This is a genomic window from Campylobacter concisus (assembly GCF_902460715.1).
Classification (GTDB): domain Bacteria; phylum Campylobacterota; class Campylobacteria; order Campylobacterales; family Campylobacteraceae; genus Campylobacter_A; species Campylobacter_A concisus_AK.
Window position 1 is genome coordinate 637,505 of sequence record NZ_CABPUX010000001.1, and the last position, 23,019, is coordinate 660,523.

Annotated in this window: 27 protein-coding genes and 1 other RNA gene; 7 read left to right on the forward strand and 21 right to left on the reverse strand. The window is 40.5% G+C overall.

Annotated features, from left to right (window positions below):
• Positions 1 to 29: 29 nt before the first annotated feature.
• Complete coding sequence (locus tag F3G91_RS03165; RefSeq protein WP_004317578.1) at positions 30 to 392, forward strand: DUF488 domain-containing protein; 363 nt, start codon at positions 30 to 32, stop codon at positions 390 to 392.
• Here F3G91_RS03165 and mnmA read toward each other — a convergent pair.
• The 11 genes from mnmA to aroQ are packed head-to-tail and all read right to left on the reverse strand — an operon-like array spanning position 379 to position 9,220.
• On the reverse strand, positions 379 to 1,431 hold the full coding sequence (gene mnmA / locus F3G91_RS03170) for a tRNA 2-thiouridine(34) synthase MnmA (RefSeq protein ID WP_262974803.1): 1,053 nt from the start codon (positions 1,429 to 1,431) through the stop codon (positions 379 to 381). The two genes, F3G91_RS03165 and mnmA, sit on opposite strands and share 14 nt — an antisense overlap.
• A gap of 16 nt (positions 1,432 to 1,447) precedes the next feature.
• Positions 1,448 to 2,038: an LOG family protein gene (locus tag F3G91_RS03175; RefSeq protein WP_087581466.1), complete on the reverse strand. Its 591-nt coding sequence runs from the start codon at positions 2,036 to 2,038 to the stop codon at positions 1,448 to 1,450.
• Complete coding sequence (gene fliY, locus F3G91_RS03180; protein WP_149700663.1) at positions 2,038 to 2,892, reverse strand: flagellar motor switch protein FliY; 855 nt, start codon at positions 2,890 to 2,892, stop codon at positions 2,038 to 2,040. The genes F3G91_RS03175 and fliY overlap by 1 nt, the downstream gene beginning before the upstream one ends.
• Positions 2,882 to 3,985: a flagellar motor switch protein FliM gene (fliM, locus tag F3G91_RS03185; RefSeq protein WP_012140115.1), complete on the reverse strand. Its 1,104-nt coding sequence runs from the start codon at positions 3,983 to 3,985 to the stop codon at positions 2,882 to 2,884. The genes fliY and fliM overlap by 11 nt, the downstream gene beginning before the upstream one ends.
• Positions 3,985 to 4,689: an RNA polymerase sigma factor FliA gene (locus tag F3G91_RS03190; protein WP_004317527.1), complete on the reverse strand. Its 705-nt coding sequence runs from the start codon at positions 4,687 to 4,689 to the stop codon at positions 3,985 to 3,987. Before F3G91_RS03190 ends, fliM begins: the two co-directional genes overlap by 1 nt.
• Positions 4,661 to 5,005 (reverse strand): hypothetical protein, encoded by a 345-nt coding sequence (locus tag F3G91_RS03195; protein WP_012140116.1) that lies wholly within the window; start codon positions 5,003 to 5,005, stop codon positions 4,661 to 4,663. The genes F3G91_RS03190 and F3G91_RS03195 overlap by 29 nt, the downstream gene beginning before the upstream one ends.
• Before the next feature lie 13 nt (positions 5,006 to 5,018).
• Positions 5,019 to 5,885, reverse strand: coding sequence for a P-loop NTPase (locus F3G91_RS03200; protein WP_004317632.1), 867 nt, complete (start codon positions 5,883 to 5,885; stop codon positions 5,019 to 5,021).
• The gene (gene flhF, locus F3G91_RS03205) at positions 5,878 to 7,236 is read right to left on the reverse strand and encodes a flagellar biosynthesis GTPase FlhF (RefSeq protein ID WP_149700664.1); all 1,359 of its coding nucleotides are present in this window, start codon (positions 7,234 to 7,236) and stop codon (positions 5,878 to 5,880) included. Before flhF ends, F3G91_RS03200 begins: the two co-directional genes overlap by 8 nt.
• 9 nt (positions 7,237 to 7,245) lie before the next feature.
• Positions 7,246 to 7,722, reverse strand: coding sequence for a 2-amino-4-hydroxy-6-hydroxymethyldihydropteridine diphosphokinase (gene folK, locus F3G91_RS03210; RefSeq protein ID WP_149700665.1), 477 nt, complete (start codon positions 7,720 to 7,722; stop codon positions 7,246 to 7,248).
• Positions 7,719 to 8,744 carry an aminopeptidase P family protein gene (locus tag F3G91_RS03215; protein ID WP_149700666.1) on the reverse strand — a complete coding sequence of 342 codons (1,026 nt, stop codon included), beginning with the start codon at positions 8,742 to 8,744 and terminating at the stop codon, positions 7,719 to 7,721. Before F3G91_RS03215 ends, folK begins: the two co-directional genes overlap by 4 nt.
• A complete protein-coding gene (gene aroQ, locus F3G91_RS03220; RefSeq protein ID WP_103585720.1) occupies positions 8,741 to 9,220 on the reverse strand; it encodes a type II 3-dehydroquinate dehydratase in 480 nt (159 codons plus the stop codon). The genes F3G91_RS03215 and aroQ overlap by 4 nt, the downstream gene beginning before the upstream one ends.
• Before the next feature lie 84 nt (positions 9,221 to 9,304).
• Between aroQ and mqnF the strand changes: the two genes are divergently transcribed.
• Together mqnF and sppA are read left to right on the forward strand one after the other, a co-directional pair.
• Positions 9,305 to 10,522 carry an aminofutalosine deaminase family hydrolase gene (gene mqnF / locus F3G91_RS03225; RefSeq protein ID WP_103636689.1) on the forward strand — a complete coding sequence of 406 codons (1,218 nt, stop codon included), beginning with the start codon at positions 9,305 to 9,307 and terminating at the stop codon, positions 10,520 to 10,522.
• Positions 10,510 to 11,373 (forward strand): signal peptide peptidase SppA, encoded by an 864-nt coding sequence (sppA, locus tag F3G91_RS03230; protein ID WP_149700667.1) that lies wholly within the window; start codon positions 10,510 to 10,512, stop codon positions 11,371 to 11,373. Before mqnF ends, sppA begins: the two co-directional genes overlap by 13 nt.
• A 51-nt stretch (positions 11,374 to 11,424) precedes the next feature.
• Here the strand turns inward: sppA and F3G91_RS03235 are convergent, their stop codons facing one another.
• The 3 genes from F3G91_RS03235 to F3G91_RS03245 all read right to left on the reverse strand — a co-directional run bounded on the left by F3G91_RS03235 (position 11,425) and on the right by F3G91_RS03245 (position 14,019).
• Positions 11,425 to 13,137: a WG repeat-containing protein gene (locus F3G91_RS03235; protein WP_149700668.1), complete on the reverse strand. Its 1,713-nt coding sequence runs from the start codon at positions 13,135 to 13,137 to the stop codon at positions 11,425 to 11,427.
• Between the two features lie 88 nt (positions 13,138 to 13,225).
• Positions 13,226 to 13,584, reverse strand: a transfer-messenger RNA (tmRNA) gene (gene ssrA / locus F3G91_RS03240).
• A 30-nt stretch (positions 13,585 to 13,614) separates the two neighbouring features.
• Positions 13,615 to 14,019 (reverse strand): hypothetical protein, encoded by a 405-nt coding sequence (locus F3G91_RS03245; RefSeq protein WP_009294227.1) that lies wholly within the window; start codon positions 14,017 to 14,019, stop codon positions 13,615 to 13,617.
• 85 nt (positions 14,020 to 14,104) lie between these two features.
• Between F3G91_RS03245 and panB the strand changes: the two genes are divergently transcribed.
• The 3 genes from panB (at position 14,105) to F3G91_RS03260 (ending at position 16,582) form a co-directional block, all read left to right on the forward strand.
• Positions 14,105 to 14,920, forward strand: coding sequence for a 3-methyl-2-oxobutanoate hydroxymethyltransferase (panB, locus tag F3G91_RS03250; RefSeq protein ID WP_149700669.1), 816 nt, complete (start codon positions 14,105 to 14,107; stop codon positions 14,918 to 14,920).
• Positions 14,921 to 15,023: 103 nt separating this feature from the next.
• Positions 15,024 to 16,199, forward strand: a complete 1,176-nt coding sequence (locus F3G91_RS03255; RefSeq protein ID WP_149700670.1) for a hypothetical protein — start codon at positions 15,024 to 15,026, stop codon at positions 16,197 to 16,199.
• A complete protein-coding gene (locus F3G91_RS03260; protein WP_149700671.1) occupies positions 16,187 to 16,582 on the forward strand; it encodes a Fic family protein in 396 nt (131 codons plus the stop codon). The genes F3G91_RS03255 and F3G91_RS03260 overlap by 13 nt, the downstream gene beginning before the upstream one ends.
• 2 nt (positions 16,583 to 16,584) lie before the next feature.
• On the opposite strand, the gene F3G91_RS03265 is transcribed toward F3G91_RS03260, so the two are convergent.
• From F3G91_RS03265 to F3G91_RS03275, 3 genes are read right to left on the reverse strand one after another with little or no spacing between them, the layout of a single operon-like run.
• Positions 16,585 to 17,472 (reverse strand): cache domain-containing protein, encoded by an 888-nt coding sequence (locus tag F3G91_RS03265; RefSeq protein ID WP_149700672.1) that lies wholly within the window; start codon positions 17,470 to 17,472, stop codon positions 16,585 to 16,587.
• The gene (locus tag F3G91_RS03270; RefSeq protein WP_012140125.1) at positions 17,465 to 17,836 is read right to left on the reverse strand and encodes an HIT family protein; all 372 of its coding nucleotides are present in this window, start codon (positions 17,834 to 17,836) and stop codon (positions 17,465 to 17,467) included. Before F3G91_RS03270 ends, F3G91_RS03265 begins: the two co-directional genes overlap by 8 nt.
• A gap of 14 nt (positions 17,837 to 17,850) precedes the next feature.
• A complete protein-coding gene (locus tag F3G91_RS03275) occupies positions 17,851 to 18,891 on the reverse strand; it encodes an AI-2E family transporter (RefSeq protein WP_149700673.1) in 1,041 nt (346 codons plus the stop codon).
• A 55-nt stretch (positions 18,892 to 18,946) separates the two neighbouring features.
• Here F3G91_RS03275 and F3G91_RS10570 point away from each other — a divergent pair, with 55 nt between their 5' ends.
• A complete protein-coding gene (locus F3G91_RS10570; RefSeq protein ID WP_262974799.1) occupies positions 18,947 to 19,081 on the forward strand; it encodes a hypothetical protein in 135 nt (44 codons plus the stop codon).
• Positions 19,082 to 19,091: 10 nt separating this feature from the next.
• On the opposite strand, the gene F3G91_RS03280 is transcribed toward F3G91_RS10570, so the two are convergent.
• From F3G91_RS03280 to F3G91_RS03295, 4 genes are read right to left on the reverse strand one after another with little or no spacing between them, the layout of a single operon-like run.
• Complete coding sequence (locus F3G91_RS03280) at positions 19,092 to 20,171, reverse strand: cytochrome C (RefSeq protein WP_149700674.1); 1,080 nt, start codon at positions 20,169 to 20,171, stop codon at positions 19,092 to 19,094.
• 23 nt (positions 20,172 to 20,194) lie between these two features.
• Positions 20,195 to 21,205: a Holliday junction branch migration DNA helicase RuvB gene (ruvB, locus tag F3G91_RS03285; RefSeq protein ID WP_009294236.1), complete on the reverse strand. Its 1,011-nt coding sequence runs from the start codon at positions 21,203 to 21,205 to the stop codon at positions 20,195 to 20,197.
• 49 nt (positions 21,206 to 21,254) lie between these two features.
• Positions 21,255 to 22,361: a HAMP domain-containing sensor histidine kinase gene (locus F3G91_RS03290; protein WP_149700675.1), complete on the reverse strand. Its 1,107-nt coding sequence runs from the start codon at positions 22,359 to 22,361 to the stop codon at positions 21,255 to 21,257.
• Positions 22,345 to 23,013, reverse strand: coding sequence for a response regulator transcription factor (locus F3G91_RS03295; RefSeq protein WP_149700676.1), 669 nt, complete (start codon positions 23,011 to 23,013; stop codon positions 22,345 to 22,347). Before F3G91_RS03295 ends, F3G91_RS03290 begins: the two co-directional genes overlap by 17 nt.
• Positions 23,014 to 23,019 lie beyond the last annotated feature (6 nt).

Below are 23,019 nucleotides of genomic sequence, written 5' to 3' on the forward strand. Positions count from 1 at the left end.
GTAAATTTATGAGGACTAAGATAACAAACATGTTTAAGATATGTAGAATTTATGACTTTATTAAAAGCGACGACGAGAAATTTAAAGGTGTCTTTATCGATAGACTTTATCCTAGAGGCGTGAAAAAAGAGATATTTTCTAGCTTTATCTGGCTAAAATCAGTCACTCCGTCAAACGAGCTAAGGTCATGGTTTCATGAAGATAAAGAGGCTAGGTTTGATGAGTTTTGCAAAAGATTTAGGCAGGAGCTAAATGGCAAAGAGGAGCAAGAGGGGCTAAAAGAGCTTAAAAAGCTAGAAAAAGAGTATAAAAACGTGGCGCTTCTAACTGCTGTCAAAGAGCCAGAATTTAGCCACGTTAAGGTGATAAAAGAGGCGCTTAGTTCTTTATAAAGCCACTTGCGATGACACGATCGCCCTCATACATCACGCAAAGCTGACCTTGTGCGACGCCAAGTGCGTTTTGATTTAACGTTAGTTTTGCGGTTTTGTTAGCTTTATCAACCTCAGCAAAAGCCTCAAGTTTAGGGCTTCTATATCTTATCTTGGTTTCGCACTCAAATTTATCTTCATCGATAAATAAATTTACATTTTCAAGCTCGACCACCTTTTGAGCAAGGTCGTCCTTCGTGCCGACAACGATCTCGTTTTTTTCGGCATTTATCTTGATGACAAAGTGTGGCTCATGAGCGCCAAAAACCTCAAAACCACGGCGTTTGCCGATAGTGTAGTGCATGTAGCCTTGGTGGCGGCCGATGATATTGCCGTCTTTACCCACCACATTACCTGGTAAATTTGTATTGTAGTGTTTGTTTAAAACCTCGATGTAGGTATTTTCAACAAAGCAAATTTCACTGCTTTCTGCCTGAGTAGCGAACTCTTCAAGCACTTTTACGCCTCTTGCTAGCTCTTTTATATCTTTTTTAAATTTATCTCCAAGTGGGAAAATGACATCTTTTAGCACCTCTTTTGGCACCTGAGCTAAAAAGTAGCTCTGATCCTTGCTAGGATCTTTGGCGCAGGTTATAAAGCCATCAACCACCTGCACGTAGTGCCCAGTAGCAAGCTTCTCGCAGCCATTTACCTTTGCAAAGTCAAGTAGCGCACCAAGCTTTATAAATTTATTACACAAGGCGCAAGGATTTGGCGTTTTGCCCTCTTTGTAGAGCCTGACAAATGGATCATAGACATATTCGTTAAATTTATCCTGCAGATCGAGTATATGCACCTTGATGCCAAGATATTCGCCCACTTTTTTAACTTTTCTGATATTTTCTTCGTGGTATCCTGGCTTTTGATGAAGCATCATGTAGCAGCCCTCTACCTCATGTCCAGCCTCTTGCAGAAATTTAGCCGTCATCGTGCTATCTATGCCGCCGCTCATTGCAACCATTATTTTCATATTTTTACCTTTTTTAAATTTAAAGGCGATATTTTATATCTTATTTTTAAATAGCCAAAATTTCGCTTACGATAAGCTCTATATCATCGGTGATTTTATATAAATTTAAATCTTCTTCGTTTATCGTTTTTTGAGGGATCAGCGTCTTTCGTATAAACTCATCAAGCCCTTGCCAAAACTCGCATCCATAAAGAAAAATTTTCACTTTTTTGCTGCCAACATGAGCTAGCACCAAAATTTCAAATAGCTCATCAAGTGTGCCAAAGCCACCAGGAAAGACGACAAATGCGATAGAGCTATCAGTTAGGGCAAATTTTCTTGGGCTTAAATTTGAAAAGAGATATTTTGCGGTGACGTATGGATTTGTATTTTGCTCAAACGGAAGCCTCACGTTTAGTGCGACGCTAGGGGACTTTGCGCTATCAAATGCACCCTTATTTGCCGCTCTCATTATGCCATCTCCTCCGCCAGTTAAGATGGCAAAACCTAGCTCATTTAGCTTGTAAGCTAGCTCGTATGCCTTTTTGCAGTAGAAATTTTCTTCATCAAATCTAGCCGAGCCAAAGAAGGTTACATTTTTGTTTTTATACTTTAAAACGCTTGGAAATTTTAAGAGGTCATTTACTAATTCATTCATTATTTTAACTGCTGAAGCCTCTCGCGTTTTGAGCCTATCTGAGTGATCTGGATGCCAAAGTTACCGTCTATGATGACAACTTCGCCAAGGGCTATCACCTTATCTCCTATCAAAATTTCAAGCGGGTCGTTTGCGAGTTGATTTAGCTCGATGACTGAGCCTATATCCATAGTGAGCACATCTTTTAAGAGCATCCTTTTTGAGCCGATACGAACACGCATTGGTAGCCTTACGTCCATGATAAGGCCGATGTTTCTCATCTCTTCTGCGCTAAATTCGCCCTTTAGTGCATGGGGAGCAGCTGCAGCTTTTGCAGCATCTACTGGCTCACTTTTAGCTGGCTCAAAAAATCTCATAAGCGTGTGATCGCAGACGAAAGCCACATGCTCATTTAGATCCTCGATCTTTATGTTAAACAAAAAAAGCTTTTCAAAAACGCTAAAATCAAGCGATGAGTTTTCATCTAAGAAATTTACATTTATCACCTCAAAGCTGATCTTTGGCATGCCTTTTTGCGCTCCAAGAGAGGTGCTAAAGGCGCTAAGGAGGTTTGAAAATATCTCTTTTGCAGCGTCAAGCTCGTCGCTACCGAGGTTTTCATTATGTGAAATCTCCTCCTCGCCCATCATCCACTCGCTAACTGCGCTTATGAGCACTGGCGTGCAGGCGATCTCAGCTTTTGCATTGATGTCGCCACTTAATGTCACACTAGCCATGACAACTGGCGGTTTTATGCCATTTTGCGCTGGTGCGTCAAATTCATTTCTCTCGCCGATCTCTGGCGCTCTGCCAGTTAGCCCTTCGATGGTCGCTTTTAGTTCATTTGAAAAGATGTTAAAAAATTCATTCGTCATTATCTTCGCTCTCTTCTTCGTTGTTGTGTTCGTTGGCCTCGTCGTATGCCATTAGTTTTGCTTTTCGCTCTTCTTCGTATTTTTCTAGGATGTGCTTGATCTCGTCTTTGTCAGAGCGGATTAGCTGCTCGATCTTGATAGACTTTCTAAATCTATGAAGCCCAACTTCAGCCAAAAATACCTCTTTTTTATCGATGCAAACGATCGCCTTATCATCAGCTCCTCTATCAAGCCTTAAGATATCGCCCTCTTTTAAATTTAAAAACTCATTTACGCTAACGATTGATTTACCAAGGATCGCCTCATAAAGCACCTCGGCACGGCCTATTAGAGTTTTTAGTTCTTTGTTTCTACTCTTTTTAGCGCTAGTTTCGCCAAGCATGATGTCTCTGTTTGCAAGGCGCGATAGGATCGGCTCTAGGTAAATGACTGGATAGCATAAATTTATCATGCCGCTTGAGCCACCAACAATGATCTCCATGACGACCATGATGACGATCTCATTTTGCGAGACGATCTGAACGACATTTGGACTGCTCTCTTTAGCCTCGACGTTTGGATACATATCAGTTATCATCGACCAGCTCTCTTTTAGGCGCTGCATGATCATCCTAAGCACCGCATCAAGTAAATTTACCTCGATGTCAGTTAGCTCTCTGTTTGCCTCGAAATTTTCACCAGTTCCACCAAGTAAGCGGTCTATCATAGGAAATGCTATGCTTGGGTTTATCTCTAAGATGCAGTTTCCATCAAGTGGCTTTATCGAAAAGACGTTAAAGCTAGTTGGGCTTGGCAAACTCATCAAAAACTCGCCGTATGTCATCTGATCGACGCTGTGAAGTCTAAGCTCGACGATACTTCTCATGACACTTGAAATTTGACTGGCTAAATTTCTAGCAAGCTTGTCGTGGATACCTTTTATCGCACGGAGTTGCTCTTTACTGACACGGTTTGGACGCTTGAAGTCATAGATAATGATCTGTTTTTGCTCGCCTTGTGGGCTCTCTTCTATCTCGATATTGCTCGTATCGCCGTCTTCATCGACGACTTCAAGTAGCGCATCTATCTCTTCTTGACTTAAAATATCAGCCATTAAACCCCCAAGCTGCGTCTGATGCGATCAAGCAAACGTTTATGAATTTGTGAAATTCTACTCTCGCTGATGTTCATTATCTCGCTGATCTCTTTTAAATTTAGCTCTTCGTAGTAGTAGAGCTGAACTATCATCTGATCGCGCTCATCAAAGTCTTTTAACGCACTTTCGATCTTTAAGATAAGATCCTCTTTTTCTACGCTTTTTTCAACATCGCTTTGACCGATTAGCTCCATTTGCTCGTCTATTGGCAAGATGGTGATGATGCCACTAACTCCCCTTGCCTCTCTTATCTTTTCGATATCTTCATTTAGTTTTTCAGCCAGATACTCGTCGCTTGGCTCTTCTTCGTGCGTGTTAAAGTAGTTATCTATCTCGGTATTTATGCTCTTTACTAGCTTTCTGTCACTTCTACTAACGACATCAAGCGCTCTTAGATAATCTAACATCGAGCCATAAATTCTCTTTTTGCCATATCCCCAAAATGAGTCGTTTTGCTCTTTGTCATACTTCCTGCTAAGCTTTATCATCTCTTCAACGCCAACGCTTATAAGGTCGTTTACGTCGATACTTGAAGGCAAGCGCTCCTTTAGCCTAAACGCCATCGCGCGCAGAGCTGGCATGTATTTTAAGACGATCTCGTCTTGCTCTTTTTTAATGGTGCTTTTATAAGCGTTAAGCTGCTTTTGCTTTAGTTCGTACATTTTGCTTACCAGAGTCTAAATTTTCGGTGGTTACTTTTAGCATGATATTTTCCATCCGTTTTTCCCTAACGTTTAGCTCAGAGATGAGATAGTCTGCGATCTCCTCATGTCTTTGCTTGTCAAAAAATTTCTTCAAAGTCCTTTTTACATCGACGTAGTTCATTATCACGATGTGAATTATAAGGTAAAAAAATAAAGTAATAACTAGCGTATAAACGAGCATTTCGATAGGCTCGCTCACCTTTAGCAAGGTAAAAACTATGCCTATGAAAAATCCACAAACCGTAAAAAATGCTATAAAATTTTCTGCACGCAAAGCTCAATCTCCATTAAAATTGTTCTATCAAACGCTTAAAGAAGCCCCCAAAGCTCCTGCTTTGCTCATCTTTAAGCACTTTTCGTTCCAACCTATAAAGCAAATTCGAAGCTATCTGCTTGATCTGCACGCTAGCAGAGCCGTAAGCTTCGTCATCTGTAAAGAGTGTCCTTTGCTTTATGCTCCTTGCCACGCTCTTATCAGAAGCCACGTAGCCAATTAGCTCTAAATTTAAGTTTGGTCCGATATTTGCATTTGCCACTCGCTTTACATTTTCATAAATTCTAGTAGCCTCAGCCTCGTTTTTTACCATATTTAGTAGCAAAAGCTCGTTATTTTTAAACCTTGAAACGATCTTTATGACAGCGTATGCATCGGTTATCGCCGCAGGGTCAGGCACAGTCACCACGACAACCTCATCAGCCGCCTCTAAAAAGAGCTGCGTGCTGCCGCCTATGCCAGCACCAGTGTCGATGATCAAAAAGTCAAGCTGATCAAGCTCGCTCGCCTCATCTAAAAATCTCTCAAATAAAAATTGATTATTAAATTTTAAAATTTCATCGCCGCTCTCGCCAGGGATGAGGATCAAATTCTTATTTATAGGTATCAAGATATCTTTTAAGCTGCACTCGCCCTTTAGCACATGAAGCAGGTTTTTGCCCATTTTTACATTTAGGATCACATCAAGGTTTGCAAGGCCGATATCAGCGTCAAAAAGCCCTACTTTATAGCCATTTTGTGACAAGACATTTGCCAAATTTGCACTTATCGTACTCTTGCCAACGCCGCCTTTGCCACTTGTAATCGCTATAAAATGCGTATTTTTAGCCTTATTTTGAGACTGGACTAAATTTTGTAGTTTTTGCGCTTGGTTATTCATCGCTAGCCTTTTGCTTTGTAAAGCCGTCAAACACGCACTCTACTAAAAATTCGCTCTTTGCCTCCACAAGATCATCAGGCACCTCTTGACCCACGCTAAAGTAGCTAACTGGCGTGTTTGTCTCATAGATCAGCGAAAAGACGTTGCCAAAAATTTTGGTCTCGTCAAATTTTGTGATTATTAAAGTGTCGATCTCTAAAAATGAAAATCCATTATAAATTTCTATCAGATCCTCGACCTTTGAGCCAGCTGAGAGGACTAAATTTACATCGATCTTTGCGCCGCTATGCTTTAAAAATTTATCAAGTCTTTCAAGCTTTTCTTTGTCATACTGCGAATTTCCGGTGGTGTCGATTAAGATCACGTCGCAGTAGCTAAGCTGCTTTATGGCATTTTGAAAGTCCTCGACTTCTATCACATCAAGGATCGGTAGCTTCATCATCTTAGCGTATTGAAATAGCTGCTCGACCGCTCCTATACGGTACGTATCAAGCGTGATGATGCCCGTTTTATAGCGCTTTTCGTTGCCGTATGCAAAACGAGCCGCAAGCTTTGCAAGAGTCGTCGTCTTGCCAACTCCGGTTGGACCAACTAGCATCATTATGCGCTGTTTTTTATCACTTAGCTCTTTTCTGCAAGGCAGCATGTTTCTCAAAAGTGAGTAGAAGTACCTTTTTACCGCGGTTGGGTTGCTTTTCATAGAGACTGGCAAATTTTCAAGCGTCGTTTGCATGATCGCCTCTAAATGCTCCTCTTTCATGCCGCTTTGTTTTGCGAGCTTGTAGATGCTAGCAAATTCTGGCGGGATCGAGAGATTGTTGCGATTTGGGGCTTTTTCGTCCCAGATCATGTCAGTTATCAGCCCTATTTTCTCGCTTAGCACGCTTACTTGCTTTGCCACGTCGTCTATTTTTTTATTCATGCCATTTGTGTTTGGCTCTTTTATCTCGTTCATATCGACATTTGCGATCGCGCTTATCTCTTTTGCGACGTCTGAGATGTTTAAAAGCACACTCTCATTTGGATCGTAAGGCTCAGGCGACGTCGTCTTTGCCTCAAATTTAGCAGGCTCCTCTTTTATCTCAAATTTTGGCTTTGGTGGCTCGTAGTTTTTGCTAAATTTAGAGTAGGCATTTTCATAGTTTATTGCTTTTACATTTGGTTTTGGCGGCTGCTTTACCTCGTCCTCTTCGACACTTACTAAAATTTCATAAAGCGGCTTTTTGTTTATCGTTTTGGCTTGAATTTGCTTTGTGGTGACGAGTATGGCCTTCTCGCCGCACGCCTCTTGAGCCTTTTTCAAAGCCTCAATGGTGCTCTCGCCTGTAAAAGTATGAAATTTTGTAGCCATTTATATCCTTTAACCTCTCATAAGCCCTAGTGGCACGATCACGCTAAGCCTCTTATCTGCCCCTGGGTGCGGGACGATAAGGCGCGGCGTCTTATAGACCTTTTTACTAAAATACAAAATATCCAGATCAAGCGTGCGTGGCGCATTTTTAAACGTCCTCACGCGCTTAAATTTACTCTCATAGTGCCCCAAAATTTTTAGCAAATTTCTAGGACTCATAGACGTTTGTAAATTTATAACAGCGTTACTAAAATCATCCTGCGCTTCGTAGCCAAACGCCGCATTTATAAGGATCGGCGAGACTTCAACCACGTGAAAACGCCTATCTTCACTAATCGCTCTTATAAATTTATCAAACCTCTTTGCGCTATCGCCGATGTTGCCACCCATGCCAACTAGCGCCTCATACCTAAACTCATCTTTTTTATGAAAAAAACTAGGGCAAAAACGGCTTTTTACGATCTTTCTTGCTCCAGCTAGCCTCATAAAATTTCGCACCCACCTTCTCTTGCGACCACCACGTCTTCGATGCGCACACCGAATTCATTTTCTAGATAAATTCCAGGCTCCACGCTAAAGACCATGCCCTCTTTTATGAGCGTTTCGCTCCTTGCTGAGATGACTGGAAGCTCGTGTATATCGACTCCCACGCCGTGTCCTGTCGAGTGAAAAAAGGCCTTTTCATATCCAGCCTTTGCTATCACACTTCTTGCTGCAAGGTCTATCTCGCACGCCCTAACTCCAGCTCTAGCGACCTTTATCGCAGCAGCCTGAGCCTCTTTTACGATCTCATAAATTTCTTGCATCTTGGCGTTTTTAAATTTTTGCTCCTTTGAGAAGTTAAAATTTTCATCAAAGCAAGCAGTTCTGGTGCGATCAGAGCAGTAACGCTTAAATTTAACCCCAGCGTCAAGTAGCAGCAAGTCACCCCTTTTTAAAATTTTATCCCCAGGCAGCGCATGCGCCTTTGCGGTATTTTCGTTTATCGCCACGATAGGATCGAAGCTAAGGCCTAGCTCATTTTTTTGTCTAAAGATGAGCGAGGCGTTGAAATGAAGCTCTTTTTCGCTCATCCCTTCGCCATTTTCACGCACAAATTTAGCAAATTCATCAAAGCATTTTGCTCCAAATTCGCTAGCTCTTTTTAAAATTTTTATCTCATCTTCACTTTTGCAAATTCTCTTTAGCCTAGAGAAATTTGGCTTTGGCTTGAAATTTATCTTAAAACCCTTGCTAAGCGCGTTAAACTCGCTTAGACTTAGCTCATCAGGGTTAAAAATGAGGCTGCTTGGCTTCATCTTTCTTAAAAATGCCCTCACCTCGTTTATTAAATTTCTCTGAGCCAAAAGAACGACCACGCCTGCATTTACGCAGCTTTTTGCCTCAAAATAATACCTCGCGTCCGTGAAAAAGTATTTCACGCCATCAACGCATAACAAAAACTCATTGTCGCAGCTGTAGCCGCACTCGTAAAATACGGCGTTTTCGTCCTTTAAGATGAAATTCATTGTGCTTTTTGATTTGCTCTTACTGCTTTGATTTGCTCAAAAATTTGAAGCATGCCTATCATCGCCAAATGATAGCCAACTGGTCCAAAGCCCACGATCTGGCCTGCTGCAACTGGTGCGATGAGGCTTTTGTGGCGGAACTCTTCTCTTCTATAAACGTTGCTGATATGCACCTCGATAACTGGCAGTGCAACCGCACTTAGCGCGTCACGGATAGCGATAGAGGTGTGAGTGTAAGCGGCTGGGTTTATGATGATGCCATCAGCCTCACCCAAGCACTCTTGGATCTTATCGACTAGCTCGCCCTCAAGGTTGCTTTGAAAAAACTCGATCTCAACGTCATTTTGATCGGCAACGATCTTCATTTGAGAGTGGATATCCTCCATCTTCATAACGCCGTAAATTCCTGGCTCTCTAGCGCCAAGCATGTTGATATTTGGGCCTTGGATAACCATTATTTTTAGCTTCTTATCCATGTCACTCCTTTTTGATTAAATAGCCCAAATTATACATTTTCGTTCCTAAATTTTCGCTACAATAACAAAAATTTAAGGTTATAAATGGAAATTTTAAAAGCAAAAAAGATCATCACTGGCGGAGAAAATCCAAAAATTTTAAGAAATTCTTGTGTTATCATCGAGGGCGATAAAATTTTAGAAATTACAAGCGAAAAAGAGGCGCAAAAAAAATTTAAAGATGCGAAAATTTGCGACTTTGGTGAGAGCGTGATCGCCCCAGCGTTCGTAAATACGCACGTTCATTTGGAGTTTAGCTCAAATGTTAGCACACTAAAATATGGCGACTTTATAAAGTGGCTTGGCTCTATCGTTGATAAAGGCGGCGAGCTAGCTAAAATGGACGCTAAAAAAGCGATGAATGAAGCTATAAAATCGCTGTTAAAAAGCGGAGTTTGTACCATTGGCGAGATATCTAGCTTTGGCTCGGAGCTTGAAATTTTAGCCGCTAGTCCGCTAAAAGTAGTGCTTTTTAGTGAAATTTTGGGCTCAAGCGAGCAGATGGTTCAGCAAAATTTGCAAAATTTCTTAGCTAAATTTGAAAAAACAAAGGGCTATAAAAGCCAAAATTTCACCCCAGCCATCTCGCTGCACTCGCCCTACTCTGTGCACCCAAAGCTAGCTAAAGCCGCCCTTGAGATAGCCAAAAAAGATGACTTGCTAGTTAGCACGCACTTTTTAGAGAGCAAGGCTGAAAAGCAGTGGCTAGAGCACGGCAGCGGTGGCTTTAAAAGGCATCTTTTAAGATTTAGCCAAGATCCAAAGCCGATGTATGACGCGCAGGGCTACTTTGCGATGTTTCGTGAGATAAATACTCTCTTTACGCACTGCATTTATGTGAGTGATTTTGCTAAATTTAAGCCTCATCACAGCGTGACACACTGCGCCGTTTCAAACAGGCTACTTGGCAAAAAGGCGCTAAATTTAAAAGAAATTTTCAAAAACAACGTCAGTCTAAACATCGGCACAGATGGCCTTAGCTCAAATATCAGCCTAAATTTTTGGCATGAACTACGAGCCACCCTTTTTACCCATGCTAGCCTTGATCTAAACGAGCTTGCCACCAGGCTTTTTGTCGCTGCAACGCATGGGGGCGCAAAGGCGCTTAGGACAAATAACGGCGAGATAAAGGCAGGACGCGCAGCTGATATCGCAATCTATAACGACCTAGAGTGCGATGATAGCGAGCTAATACTTCAGCTCATACTTCATACAAATGAGGCTAAAAAACTATATATCGGAGGCAAAATTTGCAAATTTTAAGGCTTATTTTTAGAGGAATTTTGGGAATTTTTAAATTTATCAATAACTACTTTAAGGCGCTCATATTTTTACTCATCTTATTTTTTATTTTCGCGCCAGATGGCAAGATGAAAGAGCCAAATTTAGCCCGCATAGACATCACCGGCACGATAATGGACACAAGCGAAATTTTAGAAGCGCTAGAAAAAGCAAGGAGTGATAGCAACATCAAAGGCGTACTGCTCTACATCGACAGCCCAGGAGGCGCGCTAAGTCCTAGCGTGGAGCTAGCCATGGCGGTCAAGAGGCTAAAAGAGAGCAAAAAAGTGCTCGCATACGCAGCTGGCAACATGGCGAGTGGTAGCTACTACGCTGGCGTAAATGCCGACACTATCGTAGCAAACCCAGGTGCTTTCATAGGCTCCATTGGCGTCATCATGCAAGGGGCAAACATCGAAAATTTAGCCAAAAATTTAGGCGTGAGCGAGCAGGTGGTGAAGGCTGGCGAGTTTAAAGAGGCTGGCACTTTTATGAGGAGCTGGAGCAAGCAGGAGCGTGAGAGCTTGCAAGGGCTCGTAAATGACGCTTACATGCTCTTTGTGAGCGACGTGGCGGCGGCTAGAAATTTAGATATCAAGAAAAAAGACGAGTGGGCAAATGCAAGGGTCTTTTTGGCACACAATGCCCTAAAAATGGGACTAATAGACAGCCTTGGTAGCTACATAGACGCTCAAAATGAACTAGCAAAAATGAGCCTCGTAGATGAGCCCGTCTGGCAAGAAAAACCGCAGATCGAAAAGATAATGGAGAAATTTACAAAGCAAGGCATAAACTCGCTTTTTGGCGCATTTTTTGAAACAAAACTTAGATAAAAAGCCAGCCAAGTTAAATTTAACTGGCTGGCAGGGCCTTTTATGGCTAGTTTATCTGAAATTCCCTTCGCTATCCACAAAGAGTTCTCGCTCTGCTATTTTTATCAAAAAAGTAGTTTCATTTATCCTTTGAAGCACCTCAAATTTACCATAAATGCTATTTTTGATAATGACATTAAACTTTTCATCCAAAAGTCCAAATTTATCACCTAGTCGTGATAAGTAGAAAGTATTATTTGACCTGTCTATAACCTTATCAAACACCTCTATCTCATTTTTGCTTTTGTCAAAAATGACAAAACATCCTTTTGTGTTTATATAACCCCATTTACCATCTTTTTGAACTTTAGCAAAGCCTTCGTTAAAATCCCGAGCGTCATCAAATTCACACTCTACTATCTGCTCACCTTTGGTGTTTATATATCCCCATTTGCCATCTTTTTGAACTTTAGCAAAGCCTTCGTTAAAAACCCAAGCAACATCAAACTTACACTCTACGATCTGCTCACCTTTGGTGTTTATATATCCCCATTTGCCATCTTTTTGAACACAAGCAAAGCCTTCTTTAAAATCACCAGCATTATCAAATTCACACTCTATTGTCTGCTCACCTTTGGTGTTTATATATCCCCATTTGCCGTCTTTTTTAACACAAGCAAAGCCTTCTCTAAAACAACTCCAAGCATCATCAAATTCACACTCTACTATCTGCTCACCTTTGGTGTTTATATATCCCCATTTGCCATCTTTTTTAACACAAGCAAAGCCTTCGTTAAAATAATCAGCATCATCAAATTTACACTCTATGGCTTGCTCACCTTTTGTGTTTATACAACCCCATTTACCATCTTTTTTAACCCAAGCAAAGCCTTCGTTAAAATACTTAGCGTCATCAAATTTACACTCTATGGCTTGCTCACCTTTGGTGTTTATATATCCCCATTTGCCATCTTTTTGAACTTTAGCAAAGCCTTCGTTAAAGTCATAGATGTCATCAATTTCTTTTGAAATTTCTATTTCATTATCATCTATTAATTCTCTATCAAGTACTATAAAATTTCCATTTGTATTAATCTCATAACTCCGACCATCTTTCTCAACTCTAGCAAAGCCATTGTAAAAATAACTGGCATCATCAAATTCACACTCTACTATCTGCTCACCTTTGGTGTTTATATATCCCCATTTGTAATCTTTTTTAACAACAGCAAAGCCTTCGTTAAAACTCTGAGCATCATCAAATTTACACTCTACGATCTGCTCACCTTTTGTGTTTATATAGCCCCATTTATCATCTTTTTCAACACTAGCTAAGCCTTCGTTAAAATCCATAGCCCAATCAAATTTACACTCTACGATCTGTTCACCTTTGGTGTTTATGTATCCCCATTTGCCATCTTTTTTAACAGCAGCAAAGCCTTCGTTAAAATACTTAGCGTCATCAAATTTACACTCTATGGCTTGCTCACCTTTGGTGTTTATATATCCCCGTTTGTAATCTTTTTTAACAACAGCAAAGCCTTCGTTAAAATTCATAGCATAATCAAATTTACACTCTACGATCTGCTCACCTTTTGTGTTTATATATCCCCATTTGCCATCTTTTTTAACACAAGCAAAGCCTTCTTTAAAATCACCAGCATTATCAAATTCACACTCTATTGTCTGCTCACCTTTGGTGTTTATATATCCCCATTTGCCATCTTTATATACTGGAGCTAGACCTTCTTTAAAAATACTAACATCATCAAATCCCCAAAACATATCCCTCTCCTTTGTTTATATGAGTTGTGTTATTTTAGTTTATATTATTTTAAAAAGTAAGTAAATTTAATAGAAATTTAAAGTAAGATGGTGGAAGCGAGGGGGATCGAACCCCTGTCCAAAAGCAAAATCCATACAGCCTCTACACGCTTAGCAAAAGTGAAAATTTCATCTAAAAAGGCTCACTTTCCAAAACCAAAATTTAGACTAAGACTAAAATTTCAGCTAGCAAGCAGTCATTTTGCTAGCCTACTCTAGCTAAATCACTCGCTTACATCCTAGCTAGAATGAGACAAAGCGAGGCTCAACTGAACTTACGCAGCTTTAGCGTAAGCAGGAGCGAAATTAACGTTGTTTGCGTTTAAATTTAATTTGAGCTTTTTACGCTTTGCTCAAAGCGACGTGCCACCGTACACACTCTGCTCCTGTCGAAGCCAAGTCGCTCCCATAAAAAATGAAATGGTTTAGTTGGATTGTTTAGTCAAGCTTTGCAGGTACGTCAATGATCTTTGGCTCAAGGACGCTAAAATACTCTAGGTCTCTCTCGACGTCGCCTTTGTATTTATGAAACTGATCGCTAATAAGCAGCAACCAATCTATAAATTTATCATTTGCTGGACCTTTTAAGCTTCTAGCCTCTTGAGTGACCTCTTCAGCCAAAGTAGTGAGTTTCAAGATCGGGTCAAGATGCATAAAACCTGCTGCTGATTTGATATTGTGAAAGATCCTAGAAAGCTCTAAAATGCTCTCCTTATACTTATCAGCTCTTCCTAAATTTATTATCAAAGGCTCTAGTAAATCGCACATCAAAGTGTAGTGAGAGAGAAACTCCTCAACTATATCATAAGAATAATCGACTTCAAGCCTTTTTAATATACCCATTTTCATGTCCTTAAGAAATTGGCGTAATTGTAGCAAAATTTTGATAAAATTGTTAGCATTATCACAAATTTTACCGGACTTAGCCATGAGAGATGAAAAAATCGCAAAGAAAAAACTAACTATAAATGATATAAAAAACAAAAAAGGCGCCGAGCCTATCGTGATGATAACCGCCTACGATGCGCTTTTTGCTAAAATTTTTGATGATTATGCTGATGTGATACTTGTTGGCGATAGCTTAAATATGAGCTTTAATATGAAAGAGAGCACGCTAAGTGCTGATATGAGCACCATGCTTTATCACACAAAGGCCGTTTGCGCCGGAGCTAAAAAGACTTTTATCCTAGCTGATATGCCATTTGGCAGCTACACAAACGAAAAACAAGCGATCAAAAATGCGATGAAATTTTTTAAGCAGACAAATGCCGATGCGGTGAAACTTGAAGTTGGCATGCATCAGGTAAATTTAGTAAAACGCCTCTGCGAAGAGGGCATAAACGTGATGGCTCACATCGGACTAAAGCCACAATTTTTTAAATTTGAGGGCGGATACAAGATAAAAGGCAGAAGCGAGCTTGAGGCAAAAAGGCTAGTTGATGAGGCTTTGGCATTTGAGCAAGCTGGCGCGTTTAGCATACTTCTTGAGGGCACACTTAGCAACGTAGCAAGCGAGATAACAAGACAGGTTCGTGTGCCAGTTGTGGGCATAGGCTCTGGGGCAGACGTCGATGGGCAGGTACTTGTCTGGTCTGATATGTTGGGATTTTTCGAGGACTTTAAACCTAAATTTGTTAAGCGCTATCTTGACGGAGCCGCTCTTGTGCGAAAAGGCGTGCAAAGCTACACTAGCGAAGTAAAAAGCAAAATTTTCCCAAGCGAAGAGTTTTCGTATAAGGGTTAAATTTATAGCTAAAATCAAAACGTAAATTCACTACAGCAAATTTTAACCACACGACACATCCTGTCATATCCTCTTTGTAAAATGCAAAAACAAAGGAGAGGTGATGAGCAAGATAACAAAAGATCAAATTTACGAGCAGCTTGACAATATAGCCAGCACAAAAGAGTATTTAAAACTAGCCGAACTTGCTAAATTTGAACTAAAAGACGATAGTCTGGCTAGAGAAATTTATGAAAGAGCACTTTTTGATACAAATAGAAGCGGCATGTTAGTTAAGCTTGGCAGGCATGTTTTATGGCTTTTGCAAGATAGCGAGCTGGCTATAAGGTTTTTCAAGCAAGCCATGAAAAAAGAATTTAGCAAAGAGCAACGCAAAAATATCTTGCTTAGTAATTTCAAAAAGACATCAAATGAGCTAGCTTTTTTTGATGAGTTCACAGACTTGATAAACGAAACTAACGAATTTGATGAGCTAATAAAGCTGTATCGTCACTTACCGCGTGAAATTTCACTAACAAAAGCCTTTTACCAAAGAGCCTCTGAGTTTGTAAAAACATTTTCTCAGTTTGAAAACCTACTTAATATGGTTTATAAATTTGATAAAGATATGATGTGGGAGATTTTTAACAAAAGCCCCTTTCCAAACAGGGCAATTCACTATTTTAACCTTAGTCAAATGGATATCTTTGACGAAGCGACAAAGGATAGCTTTTTTGATCAATTTATAGCACGTGAAAAAGAGATAATGAAGCTTATAGATGTGCTAGACTACAACGTTCTAAGCAATGATCAAAAAATAAAGATCATCAAAAAGGCGACCACTCTTGCGGACGATACGCCATCTTTTAAGATAGTAGCGATAGAAATTTTAAAGAATTTTTCAGATAAAAGGTGGGCGATGGATATAAAGAGCCTGCATGACGAGATGAAAAGTGCTGGCAAACTGCAACCTACAAAAAAGAAAAGGAGCTATAGAAGCTATTTTTTCTATAACTTTGCAAAAGAAAAACACCCACCCTTTTACACGCTAAATGACCATAAAAAAAGTTATTCTATTCTTGATTATTTGATTGTTATTGGGAATAGCTACTATTATTCTGCGGAGCCTGATTATGACTGGTATGAAGATGAGTGGAGTTTTTTGGATTGGGAGGTAAAAAACGAGCGTTTGATAGCACCAGATCACCTTTATGAGAGTGTGGAGGACTATCTAAATGAGACCAAAAAACTAATCTCCACAAACATAAAGATTAAAGGAATTTTGCAATGGCTAAAGTAAAAATGAGATATTTTGATATAAAAGACGCCATAAATTTACAAGCCAAGATCGCCGAAGAGATAGGTGGTAAAGCTGGTTATGACGCCAAATTTATAGTAAAGCTAGAGGATATTTTAGACAAGATCAAAGATGACAGTTGCTATCCAAATTTTAGCGACAAGCTAGCTCACCTCATCTGTTCATGTGTTGTACTTCGCCCATTTTTAGATGTCAATAAAAGCACAGCTTTAATGCTTGGTATCTTTTTTATATTGTTAAACAAGATGCCAATCGCTATAGAAAATTTTGCTTTTGCGGTACAAAATAGCATAATCTTGATCTCTAGATATAGACTTGGCGAAAGTGAGCTAAAAGATCTTATAGAGAGCTTTTTAAAGAGGTAAATTTAAAAAAGCTCTTCTGATTCAAGATAGTTTTGCGAGATGTTTCGTTCTTTTTCGTCGGTATTTACGTGAAGGACGTAGTGGCCTATCTGCGTGTTGCTAGCATCAAGTAGCGGCACAACGCAAAAATAGTGCGTCTTATATACGTAAAATTCATACTTTTTAAGGTCGATATCACGCAAAATTCCAACTATATTTAAATTTGCACTGCTTAAATTTTCGATGTAATAATCGCTCAAAATTTGATCACTCGGCGCGCTTTTGTGTGCTGGCATCTTATCTTTTGATAGTAGCACGAAAAGGTCTATGCCTTGCGTTTTATAAAAATTTCCAAGTGAGTCGTAGTTTAGCAAAACCTCGATGCTACCGATGTTTTTACCCTCATGCATCACATTTGAAACAGCCCTTATATGCACTCCAGCATACCACGCCTCGATGCCAACCATGGGCCTATCTTGCCGCCTTGACTCTTGGACTAAAAACCTGCCACTAGCGATCATGTCGCCATATCTGTTTAGGTCCCAGCTTCTTACGTAGCTTTTTAGATCTTTGTCGTAAAGATGAAGCTTGATGTTGTTATACATCGATGCTGCGCCAAGAGTTTTGGTTAAATTTTCGATATTTTTTACGCATTCGTCGCGGTCTTGACCTAGCAAGCACATCTGTATAGACTCATTTTGAGCAAGCAAGATCGAGATCGCCATTGATGAAAATTTCTCATCATCGATGCTTTTGTTTAGCTGCTTTACATGGTAGTCAAAAAAGACGCGCATGTTGTTTTGCTTTTTTTCAGCCATGTATGAGCTATAAAGAAAGTAAAAGAGGCTACCAAGCAGCGCAAAAACGACTAAAACGATATAGATATTAAAATATTTTTTGTATTTACTCAAAACTAAGCCTTAGTTTTTTTTCTAAAAATTTAGCAAACTCATCAAATTTAGGCAGCTCAAGCTCGCTTTTTCTTTTGGGGCTAGCCCAAACGCTATCTGGGAAAAACGCATCATTTTCAAATCTCGCAATGACGTGAATATGCACGTGTGGCACGTAGTTTCCAAAGCTTGCGATGTTTATCTTAGTTGGCTTATAAAACTCAAGCATAGCCTTTTCAGCAACCAGCATCGCCTCAAAAAGCCTAGCTCTACTCGCCTCATCGCAGTCGCTTAGCTCGCGGTAGGGCTTAGCGGTAAAAATTTTCACCCACGGAAGCTCGTTCTCTTCGCGCTCAACTCTTATAAATTTATCTTCATATATCATATTTTGCCCCTATTTTATACGAAATTTCTCTCTCGCAAAAGCGTGTAAAGCTTGATCGTTGAGATAAAAAATGTCACGATCGCAGGTCCTAGGATCACGCCCCAGAAGCCAAAAGTGGTGATGCCAGCGATCATCGCAAAAAAGATGAGTAGCTCGTTTATCTTTGTTGGTATCTTGACTAATTTTGAGTTTATAAATTTAATGACAAGCGGCTTTAGCAAGGTATCTGCGGCAAACGAGATCACGATGATGGTGTAAAGCGCGATCGTGATAGCCGCTGCTGTGTTGCCATTTGCAAACTCATAAATGCTAATAGGCGCCCACGCCAAAAAGCCACCAACGACTGGGATGAGTGAAGCGAAGCTAAAAAATATGCCAGTTAGCACGCCATCATAGCCGTAAAAACTGGTGACAATGGCAAATAAAAAGCCCTGGATGATCATATTTGCGATGGTTGAGTAAAAAACGACGCCCATCACGTTGCCAACCTCGCTTAGTATCGACTCAGTGTCCTCTTTTTTAAGCGGAAGCGCCTCTTTTAGGTAGTTTATAAGCTCGTTACCATAAAGGTTGCAAAAGAAGAAAAAGACTAGGATGATGATCATATCAACACCAAATTTAAGGCTTAGTTTGCCTAAATTTGCAAGATTAGCAGCGACTTGCGAAAAGAGCATCTTGATATCAAGCCCGCCTATAAATTCCTTGATCTTTGGCTCTAAGAAATTTATCGACTCTGGCAGGCTAAAGTCGTAGTTTTTAATAAATTCGATCGTCTTTGTAACGTTGTTTATATCAAAGCCAGCTGCGTACTTTGCGATCTCTACGACTGCGTAAAGAAGTGGCGCGATAAACAAACAAAGAAGTGCAAATGTCGTAAGTCCTGACGAGAGCGTTTTGCGGTTTTTAGTAAGCGTTAAAAATGCGATCTGCACGTTTGCAACAGCCACCGCGAGCAGTGCTGCGATAAAAATGTCAAGTAAAAATGGTTTAAAAAGATAGACCACCAAAGCCAAAGCACAAAACGCAAAAATTCCAAAAAACAGCCTGTTATTCATTTCGCTCCCTTAAAATGGGGTAATTATAGCAGATTTATCAAAGCTACTCATTTGCTTGATAAATTTACTAAAACGCTTTGGCGCCAAATTTGCAAAGAGCAGGCTTTTGGCATATTTAGCCTGCCACCGCTTAATAAATTTAGATAAATTTATACCTTACGTAAATTTTCTAGCTCAAAAGCTTCTATAAATTTAGCCTTTTACGTGCACTGAAAATTTGCTCCGACGACCTCACACTCATCACAAATTTGCATATAGATAGTACCCTCGCCGTCTATCAAGCCACCAAAAGGGATTTGCGCTAGATATTTCATCGTTTTAGCGCATTTTGGGCAGGCTAGATACTCGCTGTCTTGCTGCCACTGCGGATATCCGCCAAGTAAAATTTCACCATCGATCATAGCCGCATAGTGCATACAGACCTCGTTTGCTAACTCAAATTTTTGCCCGTCAAGCACCGCCACAGCGTCTCTTACATAGTCTTCGCTCTCACCCTCGCCTACTACCTCTGTTTGCACGTTATTGCCGTCATTTTGGCAAAAATATTGTACCAAGCCCACGCATGTCGGGCAAAATTTAAGCACAGCGTCATTTTTAAGCTCTAGCTCAAACTGCCTAAGGCTCTCTTTTTTAATGGTGAGTTCTAGCATCTCGCCGCTACAAAATTTACATTTCTCATCATTTGATGCTTTAAATTTAACGCTTGTCTCTGCGCTTTGGCTTGGCTGGCAGGTAAAGCACTTATCAAAAACTAGGCTTCTTCTCTTGCCACTGCTATCAAAGCTCCAGCCAGCAGTCTGCGAGTATCCATCAGTGTCGGCATAAAGCTTCGTCTTCCAAGGCTTTGGCGCATTATAGAGCTTAAAAAATAGCTCCCTTACCACCTCATCGCCCTGCCAGGCAAGTGCCGAGAGGATGTGATTTAGCTTGACTATATTTTCTTCGCTTGAAAGTCTCTTTATAAGCTCATCTCTAAGCCCCTCTGAAGCCTTTTTGTAAATTTCAGGTGGGTAGTACTCGCCGTTTTTTGTAAGCTCTTCAATGATCTGCTCGTCGCAAATGCCATGCACGTAAAAAATATATGTGAGGTCGCTGTAAATTTCATCATATTTATCTAGCTCGTCAATGTGTGCAAGGATATTTTTCTGCCTCTTTTTTATCTCGTCCTCGCTTAAGCTCTTATAAAACTCCAGCTTCTCTTTTTGCCTGCACCAGTAGCAGATCCCGTCAAAGTAAATCGTCCTTTGCTTGCACTTAGGACAAAGATGTGGCTCGCCCATTTTTGCTCCAAATTTAAATTTCTCTACTCAAAAAGCCCTTTTTCGATGTCGATCTTGACATTAAAGGTCTCAAAACACTTCGCACTTGCAATCCTGCCCTTTGCGGTGCGCTCGATAAAGCCATTTGCAAGTAGATATGGCTCGATGACGTCCTCAACCGTGCCCTCGTCCTCGCTAAGAGCCGCTGCGATCGTGCTAAGCCCCATAGGACGGCGCCTTGCTTGCATCAAAATTTCTAAATACCTAATATCCATCTCGTCAAATCCAAGCGAATTTACCCCAAGTGCGTTAAGCCCCTCTTTTGCGCGCTCGTGGCTGATGATTAGCTCGTCATTTACCTCGGCAAAGTCGCGAATCCTCTTTAGTAGTCTAAGAGCGATCCTAGGCGTGGCACGTGAGCGTTTGGCGATCTCAAGCGAGGCGTTTTTGTCGCACTCTTTGCCAAGCTTGGCAGAGGCTATCTGCACGATACGGCTTAGCTCGCTGCTTGTATAAAACTGCAGTCTAAAGTCCATCCCAAAGCGGTCTCTTAAAGGCGCTGAGATCATGCCAGCACGCGTCGTTGCGCCAATAAGTGTAAATTTTGGCAGGTCTATCTTGATAGTTTGGGCAGCCGGCCCTGAGCCAATTATAATATCAAGTCTAAAGTCCTCCATCGCAGGATAGAGCACCTCTTCGATAGCTGGGCTTAGGCGGTGGATCTCGTCGATAAAAAGCACGTCACCCTCTTGTAAATTTGTAAGGATCGCTGCAAGATCGCCACTCTTTTCTATCATGGGAGCCGCAGTCATTTTGATACTTACGCCCATTTCGTTTGCGATGATGTGAGCTAAGGTCGTCTTACCAAGTCCTGGAGGGCCGTAAAATAGCACGTGATCTAGGCACTCGTTTCGCTTTTTGGCTGCTTTTATAAAGACGTCTAAATTTTGCTTGATCTTTTCTTGCCCGATGTAGTCTTCAAATTTTGTCGGTCTAAGCGAGACTTCAAAGTCATTTTCAAAGCTTACTTTTTCGATTTCAACGATTCTATCCAAAGTTTTTCCTTCTAAATTTAAGGCTTCATTTTACGCTTTTATGCTTAATCTAAGTTCGTTTAAATTTATAGTAAAAGGTGCTGCCTTCATTATAAACGCTATCAACGCCGTATAAAATGTCATGTTTTTGGCAAATTTCGCTGACGATATTTAGCCCAAGGCCAAAGCCGCCTTGGATTTCATCCTCTCTGACGTAGCGCTTCCAGACCCTTTTTACGTCCTTTATCCCCTTGCCAAAGTCCTGCACGCTAAGATTTATGCGCTCATCTTCAAGCTCTAAATTTACTATTATCTCGCTCTCTTTTGGGCTGTATTTTATAGCGTTTGTGATGGTATTATCGATGATGCGCTGGGCTTCGACCTTGCTTAGCATAGTAAATGCCTCGCTTGCTAAATTTGTCTTTACTACGATGTGCTTGACATCAGCTACACTTGAGAGAAATTTCACTCGCTCTTTAACATACTCGCCTAAATTTAGCCTCTCAAGTGGGAATTTGATGTAGCCACGCTTTATGAAGTACTCGACATCTTCGTAGGTTATCTGCATCTGTTTTAGGGCGTTTTTGATGCGGGTTATATACTTGTTTTCAAGTCCAAGCATCTCAAGGTTCATGCCAGCTACGCCAAGCGGGGTCTTTAGCTCGTGCATGGCGTCGTTAAAGAAGTTGTTCATATACTTTTGAAACTCTTTGTAAGGCTTAACACTGCTTAGATATAAAAAATAGACGATGAAAAGCACTGCCACAAGGATGACAAGCAGCATGATGGCTGTTAAAAAGATGTTCTTTTTATTATCAAGCTCCTTTTCTACGACTATGTAGTAAGGGGTCTTGTCTTTTATAAAAAAGCTCTTGTAAAAAAGGTACCCGCCCTCTTCTAGGGTTACAAATTTAAAGCTGCTTGGCTCTTTGCTAAGTGTTGAGATGATGGGTTTAAAATTTACGTCGTAAATCGCAAATTTATATTTTAATGAGCTAACTATATTTTCGTTTTTGAGAAATGAATTTTTGATGATAGTTTCATGCTTCATAGCACCAAAAAGGGCTTTTGAGCTGCTGTTTTTCTGGCTTAAATTTAAGATCACAAAGCTTTGAAAGCAAAAAAGCGACATTATGACAAATGTCGCTATGATCTGGATCTTAAAGCTCTTGTGCATCTATCTTGTAGCCTATGCGCCTCTTTGAGATGATAAAGTCGTTTGTTGTCTTGTTTCTTATCTTTAAAACGTGCATCCTTATATCAGCGCCCTCGATCTCTTTGTCGTTCCAGACAAGATCTCTAAGCTCCTCCATGCTGACGTAAGAATTTAGATGCGAGACCAAACACTCGACCAAAGCGACCTCTTTTGCGCTAAGATCAACCATCTTGCCATCTTTAAGTAGCACACGTTTATTTAGGTTAAAGCTAAACTCGTCATTTATCTTTACTATGTTTTTATCGTCAGTGCCATAGTATTTTCGCATAAGCTCAGCAACTCTAAATTTAAGCTCAGCTAGCTCAAATGGCTTTTTTAGATACTCATTACAGCCAAGTTCGTAGCCAATCGCCATATCGTCTATATCGACTAGAGATGTCGTTATCATGATAGGAGCGTTTGGATTTAGACTTCTTATATACTTGATGACTTCGTGACCATTTACTCCAGGCACTTTTATGTCAAGTATAAAAAGGTGATAGAAATTTTTCTCTATCAGATCGCAAGCCTCTTGACCGTCGCTCACCGCTGTAACTTCATAACCAAGCGTCTGCAAAAACTCACAGACGCTCTCTTGAAACCCCAAATCATCTTCTAAAAGCAAAATCTTCAAAATGCT